Origin of the sequence: Frischella perrara (assembly GCF_000807275.1) — a bacterium.
Taxonomy (GTDB): Bacteria; Pseudomonadota; Gammaproteobacteria; order Enterobacterales; family Orbaceae; genus Frischella; species Frischella perrara.
This window is the reverse complement of the sequence record NZ_CP009056.1, coordinates 438,411-462,232: the sequence shown is the minus strand read 5'-3', so window position 1 is coordinate 462,232 and position 23,822 is coordinate 438,411. Positions and strand designations below refer to the sequence as shown.

Below are 23,822 nucleotides of genomic sequence, written 5' to 3'. Positions count from 1 at the left end.
TTTAATTACAGGGAATGTGACTTAAATTGCTAATAATTAATTGATTATTAGCAATTTTTTTATATACTTCCAAAATTAGTAACTTATCAATAATATTTCTTAAGATTATTTTATTTCAGTGACTAATTTAATAACTGTTTCGTCTTTAATAACAATTCAAGATTCAAATTATCTATAGTTTGATCACTGCTGTATTGCTGTTTTGTCCATAATAAAAGATGATGGCCAATAATTTTTTCAATTCTTGGTAAATCGAGATAAAATTCTTTATCCATTACATTTTCTCTTACACCGCTAAAATAATTTGCCTTATTCAATTTAAGCCAAGGGTAATTATTCATAAGCTGCTGACCCATAGAGATACTGTCTGTCACTGTTGAGCCATTAAGCCAAGCCATTTGTTCATTAATTACCGGGGAAAATAACCAATCAAAAAAGGCTGAAACCGCATTATCTTTGTCACTATATTTTGACATACATAAAGACCCTCCCCCTAACAATGGTTTATCACCAGGTACTGCTGCATAACCAGTAAGATGTAATATTTCAGGGTTAAGAACACAACTAAATAAATTCATATAAACAATCAACATGGCAATATTACCATCTTCAAATTGTTTGACAGACTCGCCCCACCAATCAGAATTTAAGTTTTCGGCTACATAAAGGAATTGTTCAAATTCATGTAATGTTATGCTCGCAATCATTTTATCTAATTCAATAGTTGTGCCCTGTACTAACCTACCACCGTTGGCATAATATCTTAAAAGAAACTCAGATGCTAAAAGTTCAGGTTTACCTAATGTAATGCAACTACCAAATTTAATTGGCGAATCAGGATTGAAATATTGATTAAAGAATTCAGTCAGTTGATTAAATTCTCGAAAATCTGTTGGAACCACTAATGGTTGGCGATATCGCTCGAAATAACATCTTTTGACCAATGAATCATTAAAAATATCTTTGCGATAAAACAGCATTTGTATACTAGGGTCAAAAGGCAATGCATATGGAACATTATTGAAGTAGCTAAAACGCTCTATAATATAGGTTGAATATTGTGATAAGCTTTGGTCAAGATTCAGCTTAAGTTCCGTTAATGGTTTAAATCTAGAACGAGCAAACCACGGGAAACAAGCAACATCAACCCAACTAACATCAATCTCAGGGTGATCTGCTAAATTATGTAGTATTTCATGGATCTCATCAATGGACTTAGTTATCAAATTGACAGTAATACCTGTCATTTTATAACAATGCGGTAATAATTTTTTTACAGTTTCAGTAATTGGACTAGATAACATTAAAACGTTAATAGCTTGTTTTTCAACACTTATGTCACTATGTGTATCGAATAATTGCCGATAATTAGTATTAATTGGCAACTTCGTTTTTTTACCTTCAATCAAATCAATTATACATTGACTTAATAAACTATAATGCATTTGATATTGGTGAATGTTATCTCGGTACATACAACTGGTGTTACCTAATGTATATATAGGGGGGCAAGATTGCTGTGAGCCGAAATAACTGGCATTGATAATATAATCAGCTTTTTCAATTCCCGTCGTTATAATCGCATCATATTTAACATCATGATTACTAAAGAAATTATAAGCTTTACTATAGCCTATAGAGTTAGATGTAAATTCAATATTTAAATTTATATCGTAATCTGCATGTTTGAAGGTGTTTAATAAGCCTTTCTTGAATGTTTGTGTATAGGTATATTTCTTATGATCAAGCAATAAACCAATATTAATAAAATGCTTATCCATAATAGTCTTAGCAATAGTTTCACCGGCATTTTTATAATCAAGTGAAACAAATTTCTCAGCAAATTTAGGACGATTATAGACAAAAATGATTTTTTCAGGTGCTATGGATAAATTCTGGTAATAGGCATTAGCATTTTCTAAACAAGAAACAACTATAATAGCGGAATCTCTTTTGGTGGCTATTTTCTGAATAAACTGTAATTCAAGTTCCGCTGAATCATAAGTAAGATAAATCGTTGTTTCATATCCTAATTCATTTAGGGAAAAAAATAATTTATTATAAAGATGGCTAAACTGCTCAATTATAATATTGGGTAAAATAATAGAAACTGAATTAGCAACCCCTTCTTTCAAGATTTTAGCTTGCACATTCAATTGGTACCCTAACTTTTGTGCGGCCTCTTCAACCAGTTTAATTTTTTTAACGCTAACATTCCCACGACCGTTTAACACATTAGAAACAGTACCATGGGAAACACCCGCCATTTTAGCGATATCTTTAATTGTGGTCATAGCTGAAATTGAATGGGATAACAATATATTTAATGATATCATAAAGTTATATAACATTGCAGGTGGTAGATTATCGCAAATAATAACTAAACCAATCATTCACTCACAATAAAGCTTAGCAAAATAAATAACTTCAGAAGGTTTGTATTATTATAAAAAGTTATAATATTAGAATATTGAATGATTATTTTTTACACTACTCCATTTTCTTTTTATCAAATTTTATGAATAATAGTGAGCAAAATTATTGATCTTAAGAATATAATGTATACAGGAACACTTTTTATTATCTCAGCTCCTAGTGGAGCAGGTAAATCCAGTTTAATCAAAGCCTATTTAACACAATCTAACCTACATCCGGCCATTGTATCCGTTTCCCATACGACGCGAGCACCTAGACCAGGAGAAAACGATGGTGAACATTATCACTTTGTTGAAAAACATCAGTTTGAAGATTTAATCAAGCAAAATGCTTTTGTTGAATATGCCACAGTATTTGGAAATTATTACGGTACATCAAAAACAACAATCAATGAAAGTCTTACACAAGGAATTAATGTTTTTCTTGATATTGATTGGCAAGGTGCAAGGCAAGTTCGAGAGATTATGCCTGATGCTAAAAGCATTTTTATTCTTCCTCCATCAATCACTGAATTGGAAAAAAGATTATTTAAACGTGGCCAAGATTCTCATGATGTGATCGAAAAACGTATGCAAAAAGCACGTTCTGAAATGTCACATTATAATGAATACGATTACATCATCATAAATGATGATTTTAATACTTCCGTTCAACAATTATCAGCAATTATTATTGCCGAGAGTTTAAACACAAAGAAACAGATTAGTGATAATAAAAATATTATAAATCAATTGCTTGCGTTATAATTTTACGTGTAATATTCGAACCTTTTGGATATTATGCGAATAACAATTAAATAACCATAGCAATCTGCACTAAAATTAAGTAAAATTAAAGATTAAGTTAATAATATCTTTAACATATTCTACAATATAGAGGTGAACATGGCACGTGTAACGGTTCAGGATGCTGTTGATAAAATTGGTAATCGTTTTGATCTTGTTTTAATTGCTGCAAGACGCGCACATCAATTACAAGCCGAAGGTAAATCAGCTTTAGTTCCTGAAGAACACGATAAAGAAACTGTTATCGCTTTACGTGAAATCGAAGAAGGGTTAGTGAATAAGAATATTCTTGATGCCTCTGATTATCAAGTTCGTCAGGAAAAAAACACTGAAGCTCGTTCTATTCTTAACGATACAATTCTTTTTGAAGATGATACAACTTTCGAATAACTAATACGAAGGCATCATAAGAATGTCGGCTAATATACAATATTTTTCACCATTAGAACATTTAGTAAAACAATACCTTCCGGCAAAACAAATTAAAGAGATCCGGGAGGCTTATCTTTTTGCTTATGGTGCCCATGACGGTCAATATAGAGCAAGTGGCGAACCTTATATTATTCATCCGGTTGCCGTTGCGAGTATTTTGGCTAAAATGCGTCTTGACCGTGAAACCATTATTGCTGCATTACTTCATGATACCATAGAGGATACACCTGTCACCTATCAAGATGTCGTCAATAAATTCGGTGATCATGTTGCTTTATTAGTTGAAGGTGTATCTAAACTTGATAAATTAAAATTTCGTAACCGTCAGGAAGCTCAAGCCGAAAATTTTCGTAAAATGGTTATGGCAATGGTGGAAGATGTCCGTGTAATTCTGATCAAATTAGCCGATCGAACGCATAATATGCAAACATTGGATTCTTTAAGACCTGATAAGCGAAGACGTATCGCTAAAGAAACACTTGAAATTTATGCCCCTCTTGCCCATCGTTTAGGCATCCATCACATCAAAACTGAATTGGAAGTATTAAGCTTTTCTGCTATGCATCCAAATAGAGCGAATGTTCTGAATAAAGTGGTTGATTCTGCAAGACAGACGCGAAAAGAACTTATTCAGCGCATCTTATTAGAAATTCAGGACCGATTAGCCAAAGCGAAAATTAAAGCCAGTGTTGAAGGAATTGAAAAAAACATCTATGCAATCTATCAAAAATTGCAACATAGAGAACAACGTTTTCACTCAATCATGGACATCTATAAATTTCGCATTATTGTTGATAATATTGATAATTGCTATCGTGTACTAGGGATTATCCATAATCTTTATAAACCTCGTCATAACCGTTTTAAAGATTATATTGCCATACCTAAAGCAAATGGATACCAATCACTTCATTCATCATTGATTGGTCCACACGGAACGCCGGTTGAAATTCAAATCCGCACGACTGATATGGATCAAATTGCCGAAATGGGGGTCGCTGCCCATTGGGTCTATAATAAACGAAATAATTTAGAAAATACTACAGCACAAATTAAAGCACAACGTTGGCTGCAAACATTGTTAGAGTTACAACAAAGTGCGGGCAATTCGTTTGAATTTATTGAAAATGTAAAATCCGATCTCTTTCCAAGAGAAATCTATGTATTTACACCTAAAGGTCGGATCGTAGAATTACCCGAAGGTGCAACACCAGTAGATTTAGCCTATGCCGTGCATACTGATATTGGTAACCAATGCATTGGGGCATTGGTCGATCGAAAACCTTACCCATTATCACAACCTTTATCTAATGGACAAACTGTAGAAATTCTCACATCTAGCAGCGGTAGACCAAATGCGGGTTGGTTAAATTTCGTTGTCAGCTCAAAAGCACGTTCACGCATCAAACAGGTGTTAAAAAACCTAAAACGTGATGATGCTATCGCTTTAGGTAAACGTTTACTCGGTTACGCTTTGGCGGACAAAGGTGGCATTGAAAATGTACCACCTTATGTTATCGATCGTATTGTTAGTTTTGCCAAACTGAATTCCTTTGATGATTTATTAGCGGAAATAGGCTTAGGTAATATCATGAGTCAGCTAGTGGCCAAAGGCATCGACCATAGTGAAATTATTGATGAAACTAAGTCAACCAAGAAATTGGCCATTACAGGCGCTGAAGGTTTATTAGTCACATTTGCTAAATGCTGCCACCCAATCCCCGTCGATCCAATTATAGGATATGTCAATCCAGAAAAAGGGTTAACTGTTCATCATGAGTCATGTCGAAACATTACTGGCTATCAAAATCATCCTGATAAGTATATTGCCTTAGAATGGTCGCCATCGATCAATCAATTATTTGTAGCTGAAATTCTAATTGATATTGTAGATAATACTGCTAATGCTCTTGAATATATTATTTCAACAATTAAAGCAGAATCTTCAAATGTGAAATGGCTAAATACAGAAGAAAAAGACTCACGCATATATACGATTATTCTTCATATTGAAGTCAAAAATCTTACGCAACTAAATGAAATTATGAGGAAAATCAGTCTTCAACAGGATGTTGTTAGCGTTGTTCGTAATATTAATTAGATATGACCATTAGTAAACGGTTACTTCAACACTTATCAATAAGCCATTTACCCGGTTTGGGTGAAGCGCTAGAAAAAAAGTTCAATAATTTAGGGATCTATACTATAAGAGACCTATTATTACATTTGCCACTTCGTTATGAAGATCGCTCGTCATTTAGTCCGATTTCAAATCTTACTATTGGAGAACATACTACTGTTCAGGGCAAAATTATCAAATCTGAAATCATATTTAGTAAGCGACGAATGTTAGTATGTACTATTCAAGACAATAGTGGCTCTATTAATTTACGCTTTATAAATTTCTATCCAACCATGCAACAAAATCTTGCTATTGGTAAATGGGTAAAAGCCTACGGAGAAATAAAAAAAGGAAAACTAAGCTTAGAAATTATTCATCCACAAATTCAAATTAAAGCAACACCACAGGAATTTGATACCCTTGAGACAGAAAAGTTTACCCCTATTTATGGGGCAACTTATGGATTGACTCAAAATATTATACGAAAATTCATTCACAGTAGTTTAACACTTTTAAAACGTAATCCTACACCAGAGATTATTCCTGAAAAGTTTCTTAATGGTTTTCCTAGTATTGAACAAGCATTAATTACACTACATGAACCGCCATTAAATATAGATATCGCACAATTAGAAAATAGTAATCATCCAGCTAAGCAACGACTTATTTTCGAAGAACTATTAGCCTACCAACTGAGCATGCAGTTAATAAAATCACGTAATCAAAATCATCAAGCGGTAGAAATAGTAGTAAAAAATCAATATATTACACCTTTTTTGCAAGCTCTTCCTTTTTCACCTACTAATGCACAAACAAGAGTAGTAAAAGAAATTTGGAATGATATGGCGCAAGCAAAACCAATGATGCGCTTAGTGCAAGGTGATGTAGGTAGTGGCAAAACCTTAGTTGCAGCCTTAGCTGCCCTCAATGCAATTGAAAATAATAAGCAGGTTGTTTTAATGGCTCCCACAGAAATATTAGCTGAACAACATTACCTAAATTTTAAACAATGGTTTGATGCATTGGGGTTAAGCGTCGATCTCTTAACGGGTAAATTAACTGCAAAACAAAAACGCAATTGTTATGCTGAACTTGAGGCTGGCAAAACTCATATTTTAATTGGCACCCATGCTGTTTTTGTTGAGCATGTTAAATTCGCCGATCTTGGTTTGGTTATCATTGATGAGCAACACCGATTTGGCGTAGATCAGCGACTAACATTATGGCAAAAAGGGATCAAAGACAATTACTATCCACATCAATTAATTATGACAGCAACGCCCATTCCGCGAACTCTCACTATGACAATTTATGCTGATTTAGATGTTTCTGTAATTGATGAATTACCGCCAGGAAGAACACCGGTTACAACGATTGTTTTGCCAAATACTCGTCGTAATGAAATTATAGATCGAATTAAACAAGTATGTTTGACAGGTAAACAAGTTTATTGGGTATGTACTTTAGTTGAAGAATCAGAAGTGTTAGCCGCTCAAGCTGCCGAAGTCACCTATGTGGAATTGCAAGAATTACTACCTAATGTCGCGGTTGGTCTAGTACATGGTAAGATGAAGCCACAACAAAAACAACAAATAATGCAGGATTTTAAGCAAGGCGAAATTCAATTATTAGTTGCGACTACGGTTATTGAAGTAGGGGTTGATGTACCTAATGCCAGTCTCATGATAATTGAAAATGCAGAGCGGCTAGGGCTATCTCAACTTCATCAGCTACGTGGACGCGTCGGACGTGGTCAAGCAGCTTCACACTGTGTATTGATGTATCAGGCTCCATTAAGTCAAGTAACGAAACAACGTTTACAAGTTATGCGTGATAGTAATGATGGCTTTGTCATTGCCCAAAAAGATTTAGAAATTCGTGGTGGTGGTGATATTCTTGGCACGCGTCAAGTCGGCTTAGCTGACTTTAAAGTTGTTGATCTAATTCGTGATCAAATGATAATTAGTCATGTTCAACAAGTCTCACAATTTATTTTACAGCATCATCCTGATGCTGCTATTAAATTAATCGACAGTTGGTTGCCACAACGCACTAAATACATTAATGCTTAACTGCTTTATATAGTTGTGATTTAATAAGCAGCTATTCACCAAGCAATCAATGATTCAACTTATTATGCCAAGTTTCGGGTAAGTGTTTCCAAAATCGTTTTGGCATAAATTGTCTTTGTAATTTCGGATTTAATCGTTCTTTAATCGTTAATGCTTGACAATAACGGAACCATAATTTTTGAAATTGTTTTTCATCCTCGGATAAGTATTGTTCATTAATCGCATCGTCAATTAAAAGATCTTGCTGACTATCCAATGTTATGATCTCAAGCTGTTCCAAATCAAAGTAATAACCGAATTGCCGTTTAGTATCAAAAATAGCCCATTTTTGATCCGCAAAGCGATCTTTAAAAAAATCGACTACAAAGGGTAAGACATTATAGCGTGGATCTACCGTTGCAAAATAGACCTTTTCCCCCTGATTTTGAATAGTATTAAAACGTACAAACATCATCATGTAATGACGTTCACGTGATACTTTTTTAGCTATCTGTTTTACTAATAACACATCTGGATCAGCAAAATTGGTCGAAATATCATGTTTTGTTTGAAAAACTTTAACTAAATAGCGAAAGATTAATTGTCCTCGTTCTGCTAGCTCGGAATACCAAACATAAGTTAATTGATTTAAGGCGATAGTCGGTAATCGTTTTTTCATAGCAATACTGACACGTTCCGCCTTTTTATCATCAGTAAAAACAGTATATTCTTCTCGAGTAAATAAAGGTACGACATCTTTCATACTCATAACCTGATCAGGCCACTTTTTTAATGAGAAAGCATCAAATACGGCGGTTAATAGCCCCTCAAATGTATCATCATATCGAAAAATTAACATCTTACACCTATAACAGCATTGATAATTGCTGTGGTTGAAATGATTCAATACTTTTTGCTGGTTCTTGCAACGATATACGAATATAGTCAGCCGATGCTTCTTGCATTTTAAAGCTCTTCATACCCGCACAAACAATAAAAAAATGGGCACGTTTCAAAACAACACCGATACGTCTAAGTGCTTCAAGATTGAGCCGTCCGTGTCGACGGGCTGATACAATCAGTTTGGCAGATTTGATACCAATCCCCGGCACTCTAAGAATTGTTTCATAACTAGCGCGATTAATATCCACTGGAAAATACTGTGGATTACGAATTGCCCATGCTAATTTTGGATCCATGTTTAAATCCAATTGCTGATATTGATCATTCACGATTTCATTAACATCAAAGTGATAAAACCTAAGTAACCAATCTGCCTGATATAGTCTATTTTCACGTTGACGCGGAACATCATGTACAACTGGTAGACGTTTATCATAACTATTAACAGGAACAAAACCAGAATAATAAACTCGTTTCATACTCGGTCGTTTATAGAGTTTAGAGGTCAACTGCAAGATCTGTTTATCTGATTCATCTGTAGCACCGACGATAATTTGAGTACTTTGTCCTGCTGCTGCAAATTTTGGTGCATGACGAAACTTCTTACGCTCCTCTTTATTTTGTAATAGATGTTGCTGAATATGTCCCATTGGTAGATAAATACTCTGATGATCTTTATCAGGCGCCAATCGTTTAAGATTGGCTTCCGTCGGGATTTCTAAATTAACGCTTAAACGATCAGCATATAACCCTGCTTGATAAACTAGCTCACTACTAGCTCCCGGTATCGTTTTCATATGGATATAACCATTAAAACGATGTATGGTACGCAAATCTTTAATGACGCGTAACATTTTTTCCATCGTATGATCTGGATTTTTAATAATTCCTGAACTTAAAAATAATCCTTCAATATAATTACGCCGATAAAACTCGATCGTTAGTTCAACTAACTCTTTGGGAGAAAAAGCAGCGCGTGGGATATCATTACTCTGACGATTTATACAATAAGCGCAATCATATAAACAGAAATTTGTAAGCATGATCTTGAGTAATGCAACACATCGACCATCCCCTGTAAAACTGTGGCAAATTCCCCATCCATGGGCACTGCCTATACCATTTTTCATATTCTTCCGTGATGTACCACTTGATGCACAAGACACATCATATTTAGCGGATTCAGCTAAAATTTCTAGCTTCTTTAAGGTAGAATCTTTCATAAATATTAATTAAAAACTGTATATATAAACAGTATAATAAATATCATTACCTTTGTCACCAATATTCACTAACTAATTGATTAATTAGTATGAATTTTTGAATCATAATTTAATATTGCATAATGATTTGAAAAAAATGAGTTGCAACAAAGAAAAAAACAAAAGATTTGAAACCTTAATCAAGGTTCTAAGTTGAAAAGCTATTCGCTTTTAAATGAATCTATCAAGTAAGAATAATACAAAATCTTACATTACCTAATAGCCAAGAATGGAAAATCATAATTACATGGTATAAATGTTTATACTATTTAAGCCAAGCTAAATCAGCACGACCACGATTAAAAAATAGAACCAAACTCCCCAAAGCTAACCAAATTATCCCAACTATTTTCGCATCGTTATCAATATGTATTAATACCGGTAGTAGAACTAAAATACCAACCATAGGAATTAGCACATCAGAAATTAATGCTAATTTTCCTTGCCTTTTCTGCTTAAATCTAAAGTAACCAATCACAGAAACATGTAACATAATAAACGCACACAATGCCCCAATATCAACAAATGAAACTAAAGTGGCTAAACCTTTAGAATGATTTGCTGCTAAGGTGGCAAGGCATAAATTAAATGCCGCGGTAAATAAAATTGCAATGGTGGGTACGCCATTATGTTGCCCTACTTTAGCTAGAAAAGAAGGTAATCGTTTGTCTCGTCCCATACTAAATAATAATCGACTTGCAGCTGCTTGCCCAACCATCGCTGCAAATGCAGCACCAACTGCCTTCGTCATACTTAAGGACCATCCTAACCAATTAGCAATTTCTGAATTAACCATAGTATAGTAAGCCTTCCCTTGTAAATCGGGATGAGCTCGCAAATATTCTGGGGTATAAGGACTGAGTAGTGCACCGACATAAGTTTGGATGACAAATAAAATGCCAGCCAAAATTAAGCAACCAATGATAGCTTTACCTACTAAGTTACGATGACCACCATTTTCTTCAGCAAAAGTAGCAATAGCATCAAAGCCAAGGTATGATAATACAGCTATAGACACTGCACTAAAAACGTTACTCCAACTGAATAGATCTCCCCCCATAAAAGGATGTAATAAGTCTCGCTGAGTACCTTGTGTACACAAAACCCAAATACCACCTACAATTACTGCAAATAATACAATAATCTCAATAATTAGTATCATTAAGGTAATGAATGCAGATTTTTTAAAACCAATTAAATTTAATATAGTGGTAACGAACACAGCTAAACAAGTCCAAAACCATACTGGAATATCGGGAATAATGGCATTAAGTGAGATACCACTAAATAGATAAGCGACAGCAGGAATAAAAAGGTAATCAAGTAATAACAACCACCCAACTAAAAATCCCGCATTTGGATGAATACCCGCTGAACAATAGGCATAAACAGACCCAGAGTGAGGTAATTGATTCGCCATTCTGGCATAAGAAAAGGCAGTGAATGCCATTAACAAGGTTGAAATAAGATAAACTAACGCCACAGCGCCATCACTAAGCGCATCTAATACACCAAACAAACCAACTGGAGCAGTGGGACCGATAAATAAAAGTCCAAGAATCACTAAATCCCGAAATTTCATACTCTTCGTTAGTTTTGGCATGTTTATTCTCACTTAACGATTAAAACAGGAAACCGGTATTTTATATAATAATCGACAAGTCGACTAAGATCGACTTGTCATTTACATATAACAAATTAATCTAACATAACAGAATTAGTTTTGTTCTCTGATTTCATAGGTATAACTCATTTTTGCTGTTTTACCTAACATAATTGAAGCACTGCAATATTTCTCAGAAGCTAATTTTATGGCACGTTCTACTGATTCATTTTTGATACTTTTACCCGTTATCACAATATGAAAATTAATCGCGGTATAGACTTTAGGAGATGACTCTGCTTGAGTTTTATCAATATCAATCCATAAATCACGAATATCTTCTTTGGAATTTTTCAAAATAGCAATAATATCATATGACATACAACCCGCAGCGCCATGTAATAAAAGCTCCATTGGGCGAGCGCCACGATTACGACCACCGTGTTCTAGCCCGCCATCCATGATTAAAGCGTGTCCACTTGCAGTTTCACCTATAAATCCAAAATCATCAATCCATTTTAAACGATCTTTCATTATCTACTCCTAAATCATATTGAATTAAATTGGTTTTATTCTATTATGTTTATCCGATAAAATCACTGTATAAATCTTTCTTCTATGTTAACCGAACAACAGCAACAAATTATTACTAACATTTACGATTATGTCTGCATAAAACTTGCCAACGACACGACTGGACATGATATAGCCCATATTGAACGGGTCGTTAAACTAGCCAAACATATACAATCCTTTGAACCACAAACCAATCTATTTATTGTTATTATTAGTGCTTATTTACATGATGTAATTGATGATAAAGTAATTGAAAATTATCAATCTGCACGAAATGATTTACTCGCCTTTATGGCACAACAACCTATTACTCAAGATGAGCAGCTCGCGATATTTTCGATTATTGATAATATGTCATTTAGCAAAAATCTAACTAAACAACGTGCCCTTAGTCGCGAGGGACAAATAGTCCAAGACGCTGATCGACTTGATGCAATGGGCGCTATTGGTATCGGACGTGCATTTTATTATGGTGGTAACAAACATGATTCTATGTACGATCCAAACATTAAACCGCGAATATTAAAATCCAAAGCTGACTATCGCCAATCAAATACTATTATTAATCATTTTTATGAAAAACTATTATTATTAAAAGATAAAATAAATACGCCTGAAGGGAAAAGACTGGCCGAACAACGCCATCATTTTTTGATTGAATTCGTAAAACGCTTTGAAATTGAATGGGAAGGTGAGTAATTAATTTTTAGATTTATTTTTTAGTTATTATTTAGAACTCAAAAACAGCTTTGGGGCGAATTGCAATATAATTTGCTCGACCTTTAATCATGCTATACACTAATTGCGTCGTAAATTATCAATACTTAGCTTAGATATTAAAAATAAAATGGGTTAAAGTAATATGAAAATAATTATATCAAGTGTTGTTATAATGCTGTATTTATTGAGCTCTACTTCACATGCAACACTTAAAATAACACCCCCTCTTACTTACGAAAAACTAGAATTTATTGGCAAAAATAATACTACTGATATTTACATAATCAAAGGCAGTGAATCTCTTTATAATAATAATCCCGACTTAAGACAAGTTAGCATACTATTTAATGAATTAGAGCCATTTGAATTAGGCGAAGATAATATATTAGTCAGTTCGCAAATAAATACTTATGTTATTAGCTGTAAACTTCCTGAGTTTTTAGCTTATGAAGCCTACCTTTACGAAGATAATTTCGGTAAAGGAAAAGTTGTGTACGCCTTTCAATCTGATGATTGGCAAACTATGATAGAACAGGAAAATATACTGACAACTATTAAAGAAATATTATGTGAAAAAGATATATCGACTTTTAACTAATTAGTTCTATTAAATTATATAAAAAAAAAAGCGTTTTAAGATTTATGCTGATTTGTATTAATCAGCATAAATCTATTAATTAATAACCAATACTTACAAACTGATAACCTGCTTCATCAATGGCTTTAATCGCCTCTTCTTGAGAAATAGTGCCACCATTAATGGTGACTTCTTTTTTAGCTAAATCAACGGTTACTTGCGCATTAGAATCAATATTCTTAATTGCATTAGTAATCGTCTTAACACAATGTTGACAGCTCATATTATCAACGATGAGTTTCATAAATGTCTCCTTTATTAAAGTAAATAAAATAGCTATGACAAAATAACTTACCAACTCTTTCATGTTATATTTGCTAACATGCCATTATTCTGAATTAGCTGTTGTTATTTTGCATTACAAAATTCGTTTTTTTAACAACCTTAGCCCATTGATTACAACCAGTAAACTCGTTCCGATATCCGCAAATACCGCCATCCACATATTGGTTTCCCCCATAAATGTGAGAATGAAAAATACCATTTTTACCAATAAGGCAAATACGATATTTTGTATCAATATTGCATAGGTTGCTTTTGATAAACGAATAAATTGTGGAATTTTGCGTAAGTCGTCATCCATAAGTGCTACATCAGCTGTTTCTATTGCTGTTGCTGATCCTATTACTCCCATCGCAAAACCGATATTAGCTTTGGTGAGTGCTGGAGCATCATTAATCCCATCCCCAACCATACCGATAACGCCTAATGGTAGCAATGTCGTAATGATATTTAATTTATCTTCGGGTAATAAGTTACTTTTCACCTCGGTAATGCCAAGCTGGCTAGCAATGATATTCGATGAGCGAGAGTTGTCTCCAGTTAATATCATCGGTTTGATCGACATTTTTTTAAGCTCTTGAATTGCTTCAATGCTAGTTTCTTTTATAGTATCAGCAACAGCAAATAAACCATGTACACCTTGCTCGTTTATTAGCAATACGACTGTTTTAGCTTGTTCTTCCAAAGTTGTTATTTTCTTCTTCAGTTCCTGATTATCATAACCTAAATCTTGAACCAATCGATGATTACCCAAGTACCACTGTTGATTATTTATTAATCCCTTTATTCCTTTTCCAGGCACAGCGCTAAAATCACTCACGTCAAGTAAAGTTATTTTAGCGTGTTCTGCAGCCTTAGTTAGTGCTTTTGACACAGGATGATCAGAGCGAGCAGACAAACTTACGGCTATTTGTCTAATTTCATGTTCAGGTAAGGTACTGCAAGTAATAAAATCGGTTTGTTTCGGTTTTCCATAAGTTAATGTCCCGGTTTTATCAAGTGCTAATATAACCAATTTACGACCTTGTTCTAAATACATTCCACCTTTAATCAAAATACCGTAGCGAGTCGCTGCAGCTAAACCACTAACAATGGTAACAGGCGTGGAGATTACAAGCGCACAAGGGCATGCGATTACTAATAAAACCAACGCCTTATAAACCCAATCTAACCAAATACCATTAAAGAAAAGAGGTGGAATAACGCCAATTGCTAAAGCTATCATAAAGACTATTGGTGTATAGATTTTTGCAAAATTATCAACAAAGCGTTGAGTTTGTGCTTTACTGCCTTGGGCTGACTCAACTGCTTTAATAATTCTGGCTAAAGTTGTTTGAGTTGCAATTGCGGTGACTCTAAACTCAAATGATCCCGCTTCATTAAGCGTTCCCGCATAAACTTGATCACCTACGTTCTTTTCAACAGGTAAACTTTCACCGGTAATTGACGCTTGATTAACCGTAGAATGTCCAACGGTGATAATGCCATCTAATGCTATTTTCTCACCCGGTTTAACGCGTACAATGCTATCGATAGGCACCAATTTACTCTCTAAATCTAACCATTCCCCATCACTTTGTTGTACAGTTGCGCGCTCGGGTGTTAATGTTAATAATTGCTTAATTGCTTGCCGGGCACGATCCATCGATTTTGCTTCAATTGCCTCAGCTAAAGTAAATAGCACCATAACCATAGCTGCTTCTGGCCACTGTCCGATGAGCATGGCACCCGTTACGGCAAATGACATTAATGCATTCATATTTAAATTAAAGTTTTTAAGTGCAATCCAACCTTTTTTATAAGTTGTAAAACCACCTAAAATAATGGCAATAATGGCTAAAATAAAAATACACCAGTTTGGGTAGCTTGCAAAATCAGCGATTTCAGCAATTAATGCCAAAGCGCCTGCTACCCCTAATTTTAGCCAATTAATTTTTGGCGCTAATGCATCAAGGTCATAATTATCTTGCTGTATAATAGCTTCTGGAGACATATCGATTGAATTTAAAGCAGCTTCAATATCTTCTAAAGATGCTGATTGATGATGGACAATCAAGATACGATGAATAAGATCAAAATCAAGCGATTCAATGCCTGAAATATTCGCTAATTTTTTACGAATTAATGCTTCTTCAGTCGGACAATCCATATTAAGAATACGATATACTGCTTGATTTTTACTACTATTTGGGATTGTTGCTTGCTCATTGGAAATAAAGGAATCATTAATCGCATGATTACAACACTTTTCATTTGTCTCATGGTGATGTTGAGTATGGTGTTCATGATCATGAGGGCTGTTCGAATCTTTAGAATGGTGAACCATAGATTACCCCTTTAATTAAAATTCATTGTTTTTCAATAAATTATGATGGATTTTAGTTTCCCTTATACTATAAACCTTAAAGTGACTACAAGGTCAACACATAATTAATTACTCTCTTTCTAAATTATTCTTTTAAAGACTATCAAAACATTCAATTTGATATTTAACCGTTCAATTAGTAAACTACACGTTTATAACAAGCAAGAGAATGATTATGAAAGATGCTGATGACCTGATAGCACACAATCACCTTTGGTCACAACGAATGGCTGAGGAAGATCCTGATTTTTTTAAACGACTAACAGTCAGCCAGAAACCAAAATTCCTTTGGATCGGATGCTCTGACAGTCGTGTTCCGGCGGAAAAATTAATTGAAGTTGAACCGGGTGAACTATTTGTTCATAGAAATGTGGCGAATTTAGTTATCCATACCGATCTTAATTGTCTCTCTGTTGTGCAATATGCCGTTGATGTTCTACAAGTTGAGGAAATTATCGTATGTGGGCATCTTGATTGTGGTGGTATTCGTGCTGCGGTTGAAAACTCTGATATGGGATTGATTAATAATTGGTTACTGCATATACGCGATATCTGGTTTCGTTACAGTTCTTTACTAGGTGATTTCCCAGCTGAAAAACGAATGGATATTTTATGTGAACTCAATGTTATTGAGCAAGTATACAATTTAGGTCATTCAACAATTGTCCAATCAGCTTGGCAACGAGGACAGAAAGTTTGTATTCACGGTTGGGTATATGAAATTGAGAATGGTCGTATCACTGATTTGAAAATTAGTTCAAATAGTCGTGAAAATCTTGAAATCCATTATCGTGAAGCGATGTCGAGTCTACTGAATATGAACGAAAACCCAACTTAATTGACAACAATACTAATAAACAACCACAACAAAAATTATTTTCTATGATTTACGATGAAGGTAGTGTATCACTTGATTACTACTCCCTCGCCAGATGAGATTCGGATCAGCTAAATCCTGTACAAACTTACCATCAACCAATACATCTATATAGTCAAGAACTTGATTTTGCTGTGGTGTCAACTGATCGCGTTTATATCCTGTCCACAACCAAATATCCTTATTCGCACATTCAGTTTTTACACGTTTTACCAGTTTAAGGATAGTAGGTACATTTTGTGGATGAAGTGGATCGCCACCCGAGAGTGACAATCCTTGCCGTTTAATATTAACATCTTGTAAATCCGCGATGATTTGGTCTTCAACTTCTTGGGTAAAGGGAATCCCAGAATTCAATGACCAAGTACTTTTGTTATAACAGCCCCGGCATTGATGTACGCAACCTGCCACAAACAGAGAGCAACGTGTTCCAGGACCATTAACCACATCAACGGAATAGTAACGATGATAATTCATAATTTAAATACTGAAACCTAATGATATTAGCCTATTTGACCATTATTAAGGTGTTTAACACGGCGTTTTACTTCTTCCTGTTTACCTTCATTAAATGGTCTAGCATCGGGACTACCTAAGTAACCGCATACACGGCGAGTTACTGATACCTTAGCTGAATCATGATTACCACAACTTGGGCATACAAAGCCTTTACTGGTACATGAAAATTCACCCGTATAACCACATTCATAACATTCATCAATTGGTGTATTAGTCCCATAATAAGGTACGCGACTATAGCTATAATCCCATACGTCTTCAAGAGCTTTAATATTATGAATCATGTTTGGATATTCACCATAACAAATAAAACCACCACTTGCTAGCTCAGGGTAAGGTTTTTCAAAATCTATTTTTTCATATGGATTAACCTTTTTCTGAACATCTAAATGGAAACTATTTGTATAGTAGCCTTTGTCTGTCACGCCAGGAATCATACCAAATTCAGCTGCATCTAATCGACAGAATCTATCACATAGGTTTTCACTTGGCGTACTGTATAAGCTAAAACCATATCCCGTTTCTTTTTTCCATGCTTCAACTGCCTCACGTAATTTAGTTACAATTTCTATCCCTTTTTCACGTAGCTGTTCACTGTCAAAAGGATGAGTAGTATCGCCAAATAAAGCATGAATAGTTTCGTGTACACCAATATAACCAAGTGAAATTGAAGCTCGACCATTTTTAAAAATTTCAGCAACAGAATCATCTTCTTTTAATCTGACACCACAAGCACCTTCCATGTATAAAATAGGAGCAACACGTGCTTTCACATCTTCTAAGCGCGCAATACGAGTAAGTAAAGCTTTTTTACATAATTCTAAGCGTTTATCTAATAGCTTCCAGAAACGTGCTTCATCGTGGTTAGCTTCGATAGCAATACGTGGTAAATTTAAACTGATAACACCTAAATTATTACGTCCATCATGAATTTGTTTACCATCTTCTTCATAAACCCCTAAGAAACTCCGACAACCCATTGGTGTTTTAAATGATCCGGTCACCTCAACGACTTTATCGTAATTTAAAATATCGGGATACATCCGTTTAGAAGCACACTCTAACGCTAGCTGTTTAATATCATAATTTTCATCACCGGGTTTATGATTAATACCATCTTTAATTGCGAAAACTAATTTAGGAAATACTGCTGTTTTATGGTTCTTACCTAAACCTCGAATTCTCACTTTTAATATTGACTCTTGAATCAAGCGTGATTCCCAACTGGTGCCTAAACCAAAGCCAAATGTAACAAATGGTGTTTGACCATTAGCGGTATGTAAGGTGTTGACTTCATACTCTAATGATTGGAAAGCATCATAACACTCTTTACGTGTACGACTTTCTGCATAAGCTGTCGCATCAGGAATATTCCATTCTTGTGCAACTTGTTTATGTTTTTCAAAACTAATAGTGACAAATTTAGCTAATACTTCATCAATACGGTTAATTGTGGTACCACCATAAATATGGCTCGCTACTTGTGCAATAATTTGTGCTGTTACCGCTGTCGCCGTTGCAATGGATCTTGGTGGCTCAATCTCAGCATTACCCATTTTAAAACCATTAGTTAACATCCCGTCAAGGTCAATTAACATACAGTTAAACATTGGGAAAAATGGAGCATAATCAAGATCATGATAATGAATTTCACCACGATCATGCGCTTGAGAGATATCTTTTGGCAATAGATATTGTTTAGCATAATGGCGTGCAACGATACCAGCTAAAAGATCGCGTTGAGTTGGTATGACTTTACTATCTTTATTAGCGTTTTCATTAAGTATAGCAACGTTACTTTGCTCAATTAATCCTTTGATGTCTTGATTCAAACGGCTTCGCTCTTCGCGAATTCGGTCACGGTCATGACGATATTCAATATAAGTTCGGGCTAATTTCTTATATGGACCAATCATTAATTGATTTTCGACTAAGTCTTGAATGTCATTAATGTCGACAAATTCTCTATCGGTCATTTGATTAGTAATGACTTTAGCAACCGATGAACAATAATCTGGATCATTAACATTAGCCGCGACAGCAGCTTTCAGAATGGCATCGCGAATTCGATTTTCATTAAAAGCTGTCTGACATCCGTCTCGTTTAATTACAACTGGCATAATTCACCCTTAAAAACTATATATTGATTTATTCGTCGAATTATACACTATATATTGTGTTTTTCTAGATTTATATTCAGTGTGTCAAATTAATAGGAAATAATTTTTATTGATTAATAATTAAACAAATCTCTATTTAATCCATGTTAAAAGAACGTTAGTCTGATTAACAGATCAACTATTTTAAAGGTCAATCAAAATGTATTAGTAATAAAATTAATGTGTACTGGTGCTGTTGCGCATTTTCTTCCAGTACAAATCTACAGCTTTTTTGTGATTAGCATAAGTAGTTGAAAATGTATGACCACCATCACCATCAGCGACAAAGTAAAAATATTCTGTTTGTGCTGGATGTGCCGCAGCTTCAAGTGATGCTTTACTTGGCATAGCAATCGGAGTCGGAGGTAAACCTACTATAACATAAGTATTATAGAGATTGGTCTTATCACGGAGATCTTTGGTTAATATTCGACCATTATAATTATCGCCCATACCATAAATAACGGTCGGATCAGTTTGCAACATCATACGATTGTTTAATCGATTTATGAATACCGACGCAACCTTACTACGCTCCGAATCTACCCCTGTTTCTTTTTCAATAATAGAAGCCATGATTAATAATTCATAAGCGTTTTTATAGGGTAAATTATCATCTCGTTCTTCCCAAGTAGTCTGTAATACTGTTTGCATTTTTTGATAAGCCCGTTTCACTATCGCTAAATCGGATGAACCCGCAGTATAATTATAGGTATCTGGATATAACCATCCTTCTAGTGGCATATCAAGATCTAGTTTTTTAGCTATTTCAGCATCAGAAAGACCAATTAATTGATGATCAACATATTTCGAATTTTGTAAACTTGCTAACCAGTCTTTAGCGGTTTTACCTTCAACTAATTTCACTTTAAATTGCACTTCCTTACCACTATTAAGTAACTTAAGGAACTGTTCTAGGGTCATTTTAGGAGTCAATTGATAGGTGCCTGATTTAATATTTCCTAGAGAAGGGTGAATCTTAATTATATAAGGTAATAAATAGGAATCCTTCACTAAGGATTGTTCTTGTAGTTGAATGGCTAATTGAGTTATGGACGCCCCCCGTTTAAGGGTAAATAAATTATTGTCCGAATTGAATTGAATCGGTTGTTGGAAGAAATGGTACACATACCATCCTCCCATCATGGTAGCTATAAATAAAGTAATAACCGTTATAACTATACAATGTGTAAAGGTTTTCAATTTCATATTCGATACTAATCTAAATTAATCAACATAATATTAATCAACATAATGTAAGGTGGCGCGTTCAGTAAGACGAGTGAGTAGTTCATAGGCACTCATCCCTGAATGGGCAGCAATCTTCTCAACGGGTAAAGTATCGTTACCCCAAAAGATCACCTCATCACCCGGCTGATCAGGATAATCATTACCTAAATCAATTAAGATCATATCCATCGCAACTCGACCAACTATCGGTACTAAACGACCATTTAACCATACAGATGTTCCCGGTAAAATATCTCGCGGATAACCATCGCCATAGCCCATTGCCACAACACCTAATTTTGTATCCTTTTCACTTTGCCAGATTAACCCATAACCCACTGGTTCATTTTTTTTATGCTCACGAATGGTTATAATTTCAGATTTAAAAGTCATAACAGGTTTCAAACCAAGTTGACGACCCGTTGCCTTACCCTGCTGAGTATAATCAAATGGCGATACCCCATATAGAGCAATACCGGGACGAATGATATCGCGATGAGATGCAGGCCAAGCTAAAATACCACCTGAAGCCGCAATAGTCTGTTTTCCCAATAAATTAACATCATTAATTGACTGAATAAACGCATCAAATAGTGCTAGCTGCTTTTGTGTATAATCAGAATTTAAATCATCTGCACAACTAAAATGACTGATAAGATTAATTGGTCGTTTCACTGATTGACATTGAACCAGTTTTTTAAAATAGTCTTGTGCCTGATCGGTACAAAATCCTAAGCGATGCATACCCGTATCAAGCTTAAACCAACAAGATATTTGCGTTGATTTAGGTAACTGAGCCAATGCATCAATTTGTTCTCGACAATGGATTACTGTATCTAAAGCATATTGCTGCAATAAACTGAGATCATCACGCAAAAAGAAACCTTCTAGAAGCAAAATTGGCGATTTAATACCGATATTTCTCAGTTCAATCCCCTCTTCCAATCGTGCAACACCAAAGTAATCCACATATCCATCAAGGACGGTAGCAATTTTCTTTTTACCATGAGAATAGGCGTTAGCCTTAACAATGGCCATAATTTGGCTAGTTGGACAAATATTCTTAAAATAAGCAACGTTATGTAATAAGGCCGATAAACTAACTTCAATTGTCGCAATTGACATACTATCCTCAATGACACAATATTTACGCTCAATTGATAATGTAGTTTTATCAATGAGAAATATTTATTCAACTTTTATATTCGGATTCACTATTTTAATTTTTGTTTTCTAATATGACAAATAAATTCGTAAGGATTAATTATTGCTATTTAAGTAAATTTTTAGATTATTACTGTTAATTATGTGAATTAATAAGCATCTATTAATTTTTTCCATAATTATCAAAAAATGCTTATTATGTATTGAATTATATATCGGCATAAAGCTAAACAAAAATGGAATAAATCTCCTAATGATCTAAGGTCATCAAAACGATGACCTTTATTATGATTCTTCAAGCAATACACAATATCTGATAAGTTTATCAAACTATCGGTTGCTGCTTGGTCTCTTTACCCAAGAACAAGATTGCTAAAATGGCGATAAAGATAGCTATTGCAAAAATCATAAAAATTACTGCAATATCTATATTTGCAGCAACTAAATAGCCGACTAATAAAGGACCAAAGATCCCCCCTAAACGTCCGATTGCAGCAGCTAAACCAACACCGGTAGCCCGAATATTACTGATGTATTGTTCAGGAGTATAGGCATACATTGCCCCCCATGCGCCTAAATTAAAGAATGACAATAATGCACCAAATAATAAAAGACTGTTTGCTGTTTCAGACAAACCGAATAAACATGCACTGACAAGTGTACCTAATAAATAAATTGCTAACACCCATTTCCGTCCGACACGTTCAATTAACCATGCAACAGAAAAATAACCTGGCAATTGTGCTAATGTCATAATTAGGATATAACCAAAACTTTGAACCAAATCAAATCCCTTTAGCATCATGACGCTTGGTAACCATAAAAACATGCCATAATAAGAAAATACTACACAAAACCAAACTATCCACAACATTATTGTGCTTTTACGATATGGCTTTTGCCATAGCGTAGCTAACTTGGAATACATTGATTCATTTTTTTCCACTTCCGTTAGTTCAGAATACTTAATTGAATCAGGAATAGAATAACGTAAATATAATGTATAGAGCGCAGGTAAGGCACAAATGATTAATGCCCCTCGCCACCCAATAAATGAAATAGGAATTAAAAAATAAGCGATAAGTGCAGCAAAAATCCAACCTACAGCCCAAAAACTTTCTAATAAAACAACAATTCTGCCACGTACATTAGGTGCAACACTTTCACTCACTAATGTTGAAGCTACAGGTAATTCACCACCTAGTCCCATACCGATAAAAAAACGTAACACCAGTAAACTACCAAGCCCCCAAGCAAAAGCACTCAATCCACTAGCAATACTAAATAAAAGTAAGGTAATGATAAAAGCTGATTTCCTTCCTTTTTTGTCAGCATATAAACCGAAAACAAACGCACCTACTGCCATACCAATGGAGTTAACACTACTTATCAATCCTAATTCACTAGGTAATAATGACCAGTCGATCTTTAATGCGGCTAGAATGAACGATAGCAAACCTACATCCATTGCATCAAATAACCAACCCGTACCAGCAATAAGTAATAATTTACGTGTTGAAATTGTATCAGAAAGAACTTTTTCCATATTGTTGTAAGATATATTAAACGAAAAGTTCAAATATAATACCTAACAAACTTATTTTTTGTCCACTATTTAATAAGTTAGTCATTGTAATATTGCTATTTTTCAGTAGTAAAACAATGAAATATTTAAATTATAAAATAAGTTAGCAATTTA

At 34.5% G+C, this 23,822-nt stretch carries 19 protein-coding genes; 7 read left to right on the top strand and 12 right to left on the bottom strand.

The genetic code is table 11. The features are described from left to right. Nucleotides 1-122 precede the first annotated feature (122 nt). Entirely contained in the window at nucleotides 123-2,393 is a 2,271-nt protein-coding gene (locus FPB0191_RS02180; protein WP_052236695.1) for an extracellular solute-binding protein, read from the bottom strand. Nucleotides 2,394-2,558: 165 nt separating this feature from the next. On the opposite strand from FPB0191_RS02180, the gene gmk reads away from it, so the two are divergent. From gmk to recG, 4 genes are all read left to right on the top strand, one after another. Next, a complete protein-coding gene (gene gmk, locus FPB0191_RS02175) occupies nucleotides 2,559-3,182 on the top strand; it encodes a guanylate kinase (RefSeq protein WP_039103673.1) in 624 nt (207 codons plus the stop codon). A gap of 138 nt (nucleotides 3,183-3,320) precedes the next feature. After that, entirely contained in the window at nucleotides 3,321-3,611 is a 291-nt protein-coding gene (rpoZ, locus tag FPB0191_RS02170; protein ID WP_052236694.1) for a DNA-directed RNA polymerase subunit omega, read from the top strand. A 34-nt stretch (nucleotides 3,612-3,645) separates the two neighbouring features. Beyond that, nucleotides 3,646-5,754 carry a bifunctional GTP diphosphokinase/guanosine-3',5'-bis pyrophosphate 3'-pyrophosphohydrolase gene (spoT, locus tag FPB0191_RS02165; protein WP_039106478.1) on the top strand — a complete coding sequence of 703 codons (2,109 nt, stop codon included), beginning with the start codon at nucleotides 3,646-3,648 and terminating at the stop codon, nucleotides 5,752-5,754. A gap of 8 nt (nucleotides 5,755-5,762) precedes the next feature. After that, nucleotides 5,763-7,847: an ATP-dependent DNA helicase RecG gene (gene recG / locus FPB0191_RS02160; protein ID WP_110021811.1), complete on the top strand. Its 2,085-nt coding sequence runs from the start codon at nucleotides 5,763-5,765 to the stop codon at nucleotides 7,845-7,847. A gap of 46 nt (nucleotides 7,848-7,893) precedes the next feature. Here recG and FPB0191_RS02155 read toward each other — a convergent pair whose 3' ends face one another. The 4 genes from FPB0191_RS02155 to FPB0191_RS02140 form a co-directional block, all read right to left on the bottom strand. Further along, entirely contained in the window at nucleotides 7,894-8,685 is a 792-nt protein-coding gene (locus FPB0191_RS02155; protein ID WP_039103671.1) for a TIGR03915 family putative DNA repair protein, read from the bottom strand. Nucleotides 8,686-8,692: 7 nt separating this feature from the next. After that, a complete protein-coding gene (locus FPB0191_RS02150; RefSeq protein ID WP_039103670.1) occupies nucleotides 8,693-9,952 on the bottom strand; it encodes a putative DNA modification/repair radical SAM protein in 1,260 nt (419 codons plus the stop codon). A 304-nt stretch (nucleotides 9,953-10,256) separates the two neighbouring features. Further along, on the bottom strand, nucleotides 10,257-11,594 hold the full coding sequence (locus tag FPB0191_RS02145) for an APC family permease (RefSeq protein ID WP_052236692.1): 1,338 nt from the start codon (nucleotides 11,592-11,594) through the stop codon (nucleotides 10,257-10,259). A 114-nt stretch (nucleotides 11,595-11,708) separates the two neighbouring features. Beyond that, nucleotides 11,709-12,128: an OsmC family protein gene (locus FPB0191_RS02140; RefSeq protein ID WP_039103667.1), complete on the bottom strand. Its 420-nt coding sequence runs from the start codon at nucleotides 12,126-12,128 to the stop codon at nucleotides 11,709-11,711. Between the two features lie 84 nt (nucleotides 12,129-12,212). On the opposite strand from FPB0191_RS02140, the gene FPB0191_RS02135 reads away from it, so the two are divergent. Further along, nucleotides 12,213-12,869, top strand: a complete 657-nt coding sequence (locus tag FPB0191_RS02135; RefSeq protein ID WP_039103665.1) for an HD domain-containing protein — start codon at nucleotides 12,213-12,215, stop codon at nucleotides 12,867-12,869. 163 nt (nucleotides 12,870-13,032) lie between these two features. After that, the gene (locus FPB0191_RS02130; RefSeq protein ID WP_039103662.1) at nucleotides 13,033-13,488 is read left to right on the top strand and encodes a surface-adhesin E family protein; all 456 of its coding nucleotides are present in this window, start codon (nucleotides 13,033-13,035) and stop codon (nucleotides 13,486-13,488) included. 79 nt (nucleotides 13,489-13,567) lie between these two features. On the opposite strand, the gene FPB0191_RS02125 is transcribed toward FPB0191_RS02130, so the two are convergent. Next, the gene (locus tag FPB0191_RS02125; protein ID WP_039103660.1) at nucleotides 13,568-13,771 is read right to left on the bottom strand and encodes a heavy-metal-associated domain-containing protein; all 204 of its coding nucleotides are present in this window, start codon (nucleotides 13,769-13,771) and stop codon (nucleotides 13,568-13,570) included. A 114-nt stretch (nucleotides 13,772-13,885) separates the two neighbouring features. Then, nucleotides 13,886-16,135, bottom strand: a complete 2,250-nt coding sequence (locus FPB0191_RS02120) for a heavy metal translocating P-type ATPase (RefSeq protein WP_039103658.1) — start codon at nucleotides 16,133-16,135, stop codon at nucleotides 13,886-13,888. Between the two features lie 214 nt (nucleotides 16,136-16,349). On the opposite strand from FPB0191_RS02120, the gene can reads away from it, so the two are divergent. Then, nucleotides 16,350-17,012, top strand: a complete 663-nt coding sequence (can, locus tag FPB0191_RS02115; RefSeq protein ID WP_039106476.1) for a carbonate dehydratase — start codon at nucleotides 16,350-16,352, stop codon at nucleotides 17,010-17,012. Nucleotides 17,013-17,054: 42 nt separating this feature from the next. Here can and nrdG read toward each other — a convergent pair whose 3' ends face one another. From nrdG to FPB0191_RS02090, 5 genes are all read right to left on the bottom strand, one after another. Next, complete coding sequence (nrdG, locus tag FPB0191_RS02110) at nucleotides 17,055-17,528, bottom strand: anaerobic ribonucleoside-triphosphate reductase-activating protein (protein WP_039103657.1); 474 nt, start codon at nucleotides 17,526-17,528, stop codon at nucleotides 17,055-17,057. 26 nt (nucleotides 17,529-17,554) lie between these two features. After that, nucleotides 17,555-19,693, bottom strand: coding sequence for an anaerobic ribonucleoside-triphosphate reductase (nrdD, locus tag FPB0191_RS02105; RefSeq protein WP_039103655.1), 2,139 nt, complete (start codon nucleotides 19,691-19,693; stop codon nucleotides 17,555-17,557). Nucleotides 19,694-19,906: 213 nt separating this feature from the next. Continuing rightward, entirely contained in the window at nucleotides 19,907-20,938 is a 1,032-nt protein-coding gene (mltG, locus tag FPB0191_RS02100; protein ID WP_039103654.1) for an endolytic transglycosylase MltG, read from the bottom strand. A gap of 33 nt (nucleotides 20,939-20,971) precedes the next feature. After that, nucleotides 20,972-22,084: an alanine racemase gene (gene alr, locus FPB0191_RS02095; protein WP_039103653.1), complete on the bottom strand. Its 1,113-nt coding sequence runs from the start codon at nucleotides 22,082-22,084 to the stop codon at nucleotides 20,972-20,974. A 364-nt stretch (nucleotides 22,085-22,448) separates the two neighbouring features. Then, nucleotides 22,449-23,669, bottom strand: a complete 1,221-nt coding sequence (locus FPB0191_RS02090; protein ID WP_039103651.1) for an MFS transporter — start codon at nucleotides 23,667-23,669, stop codon at nucleotides 22,449-22,451. Nucleotides 23,670-23,822 lie beyond the last annotated feature (153 nt).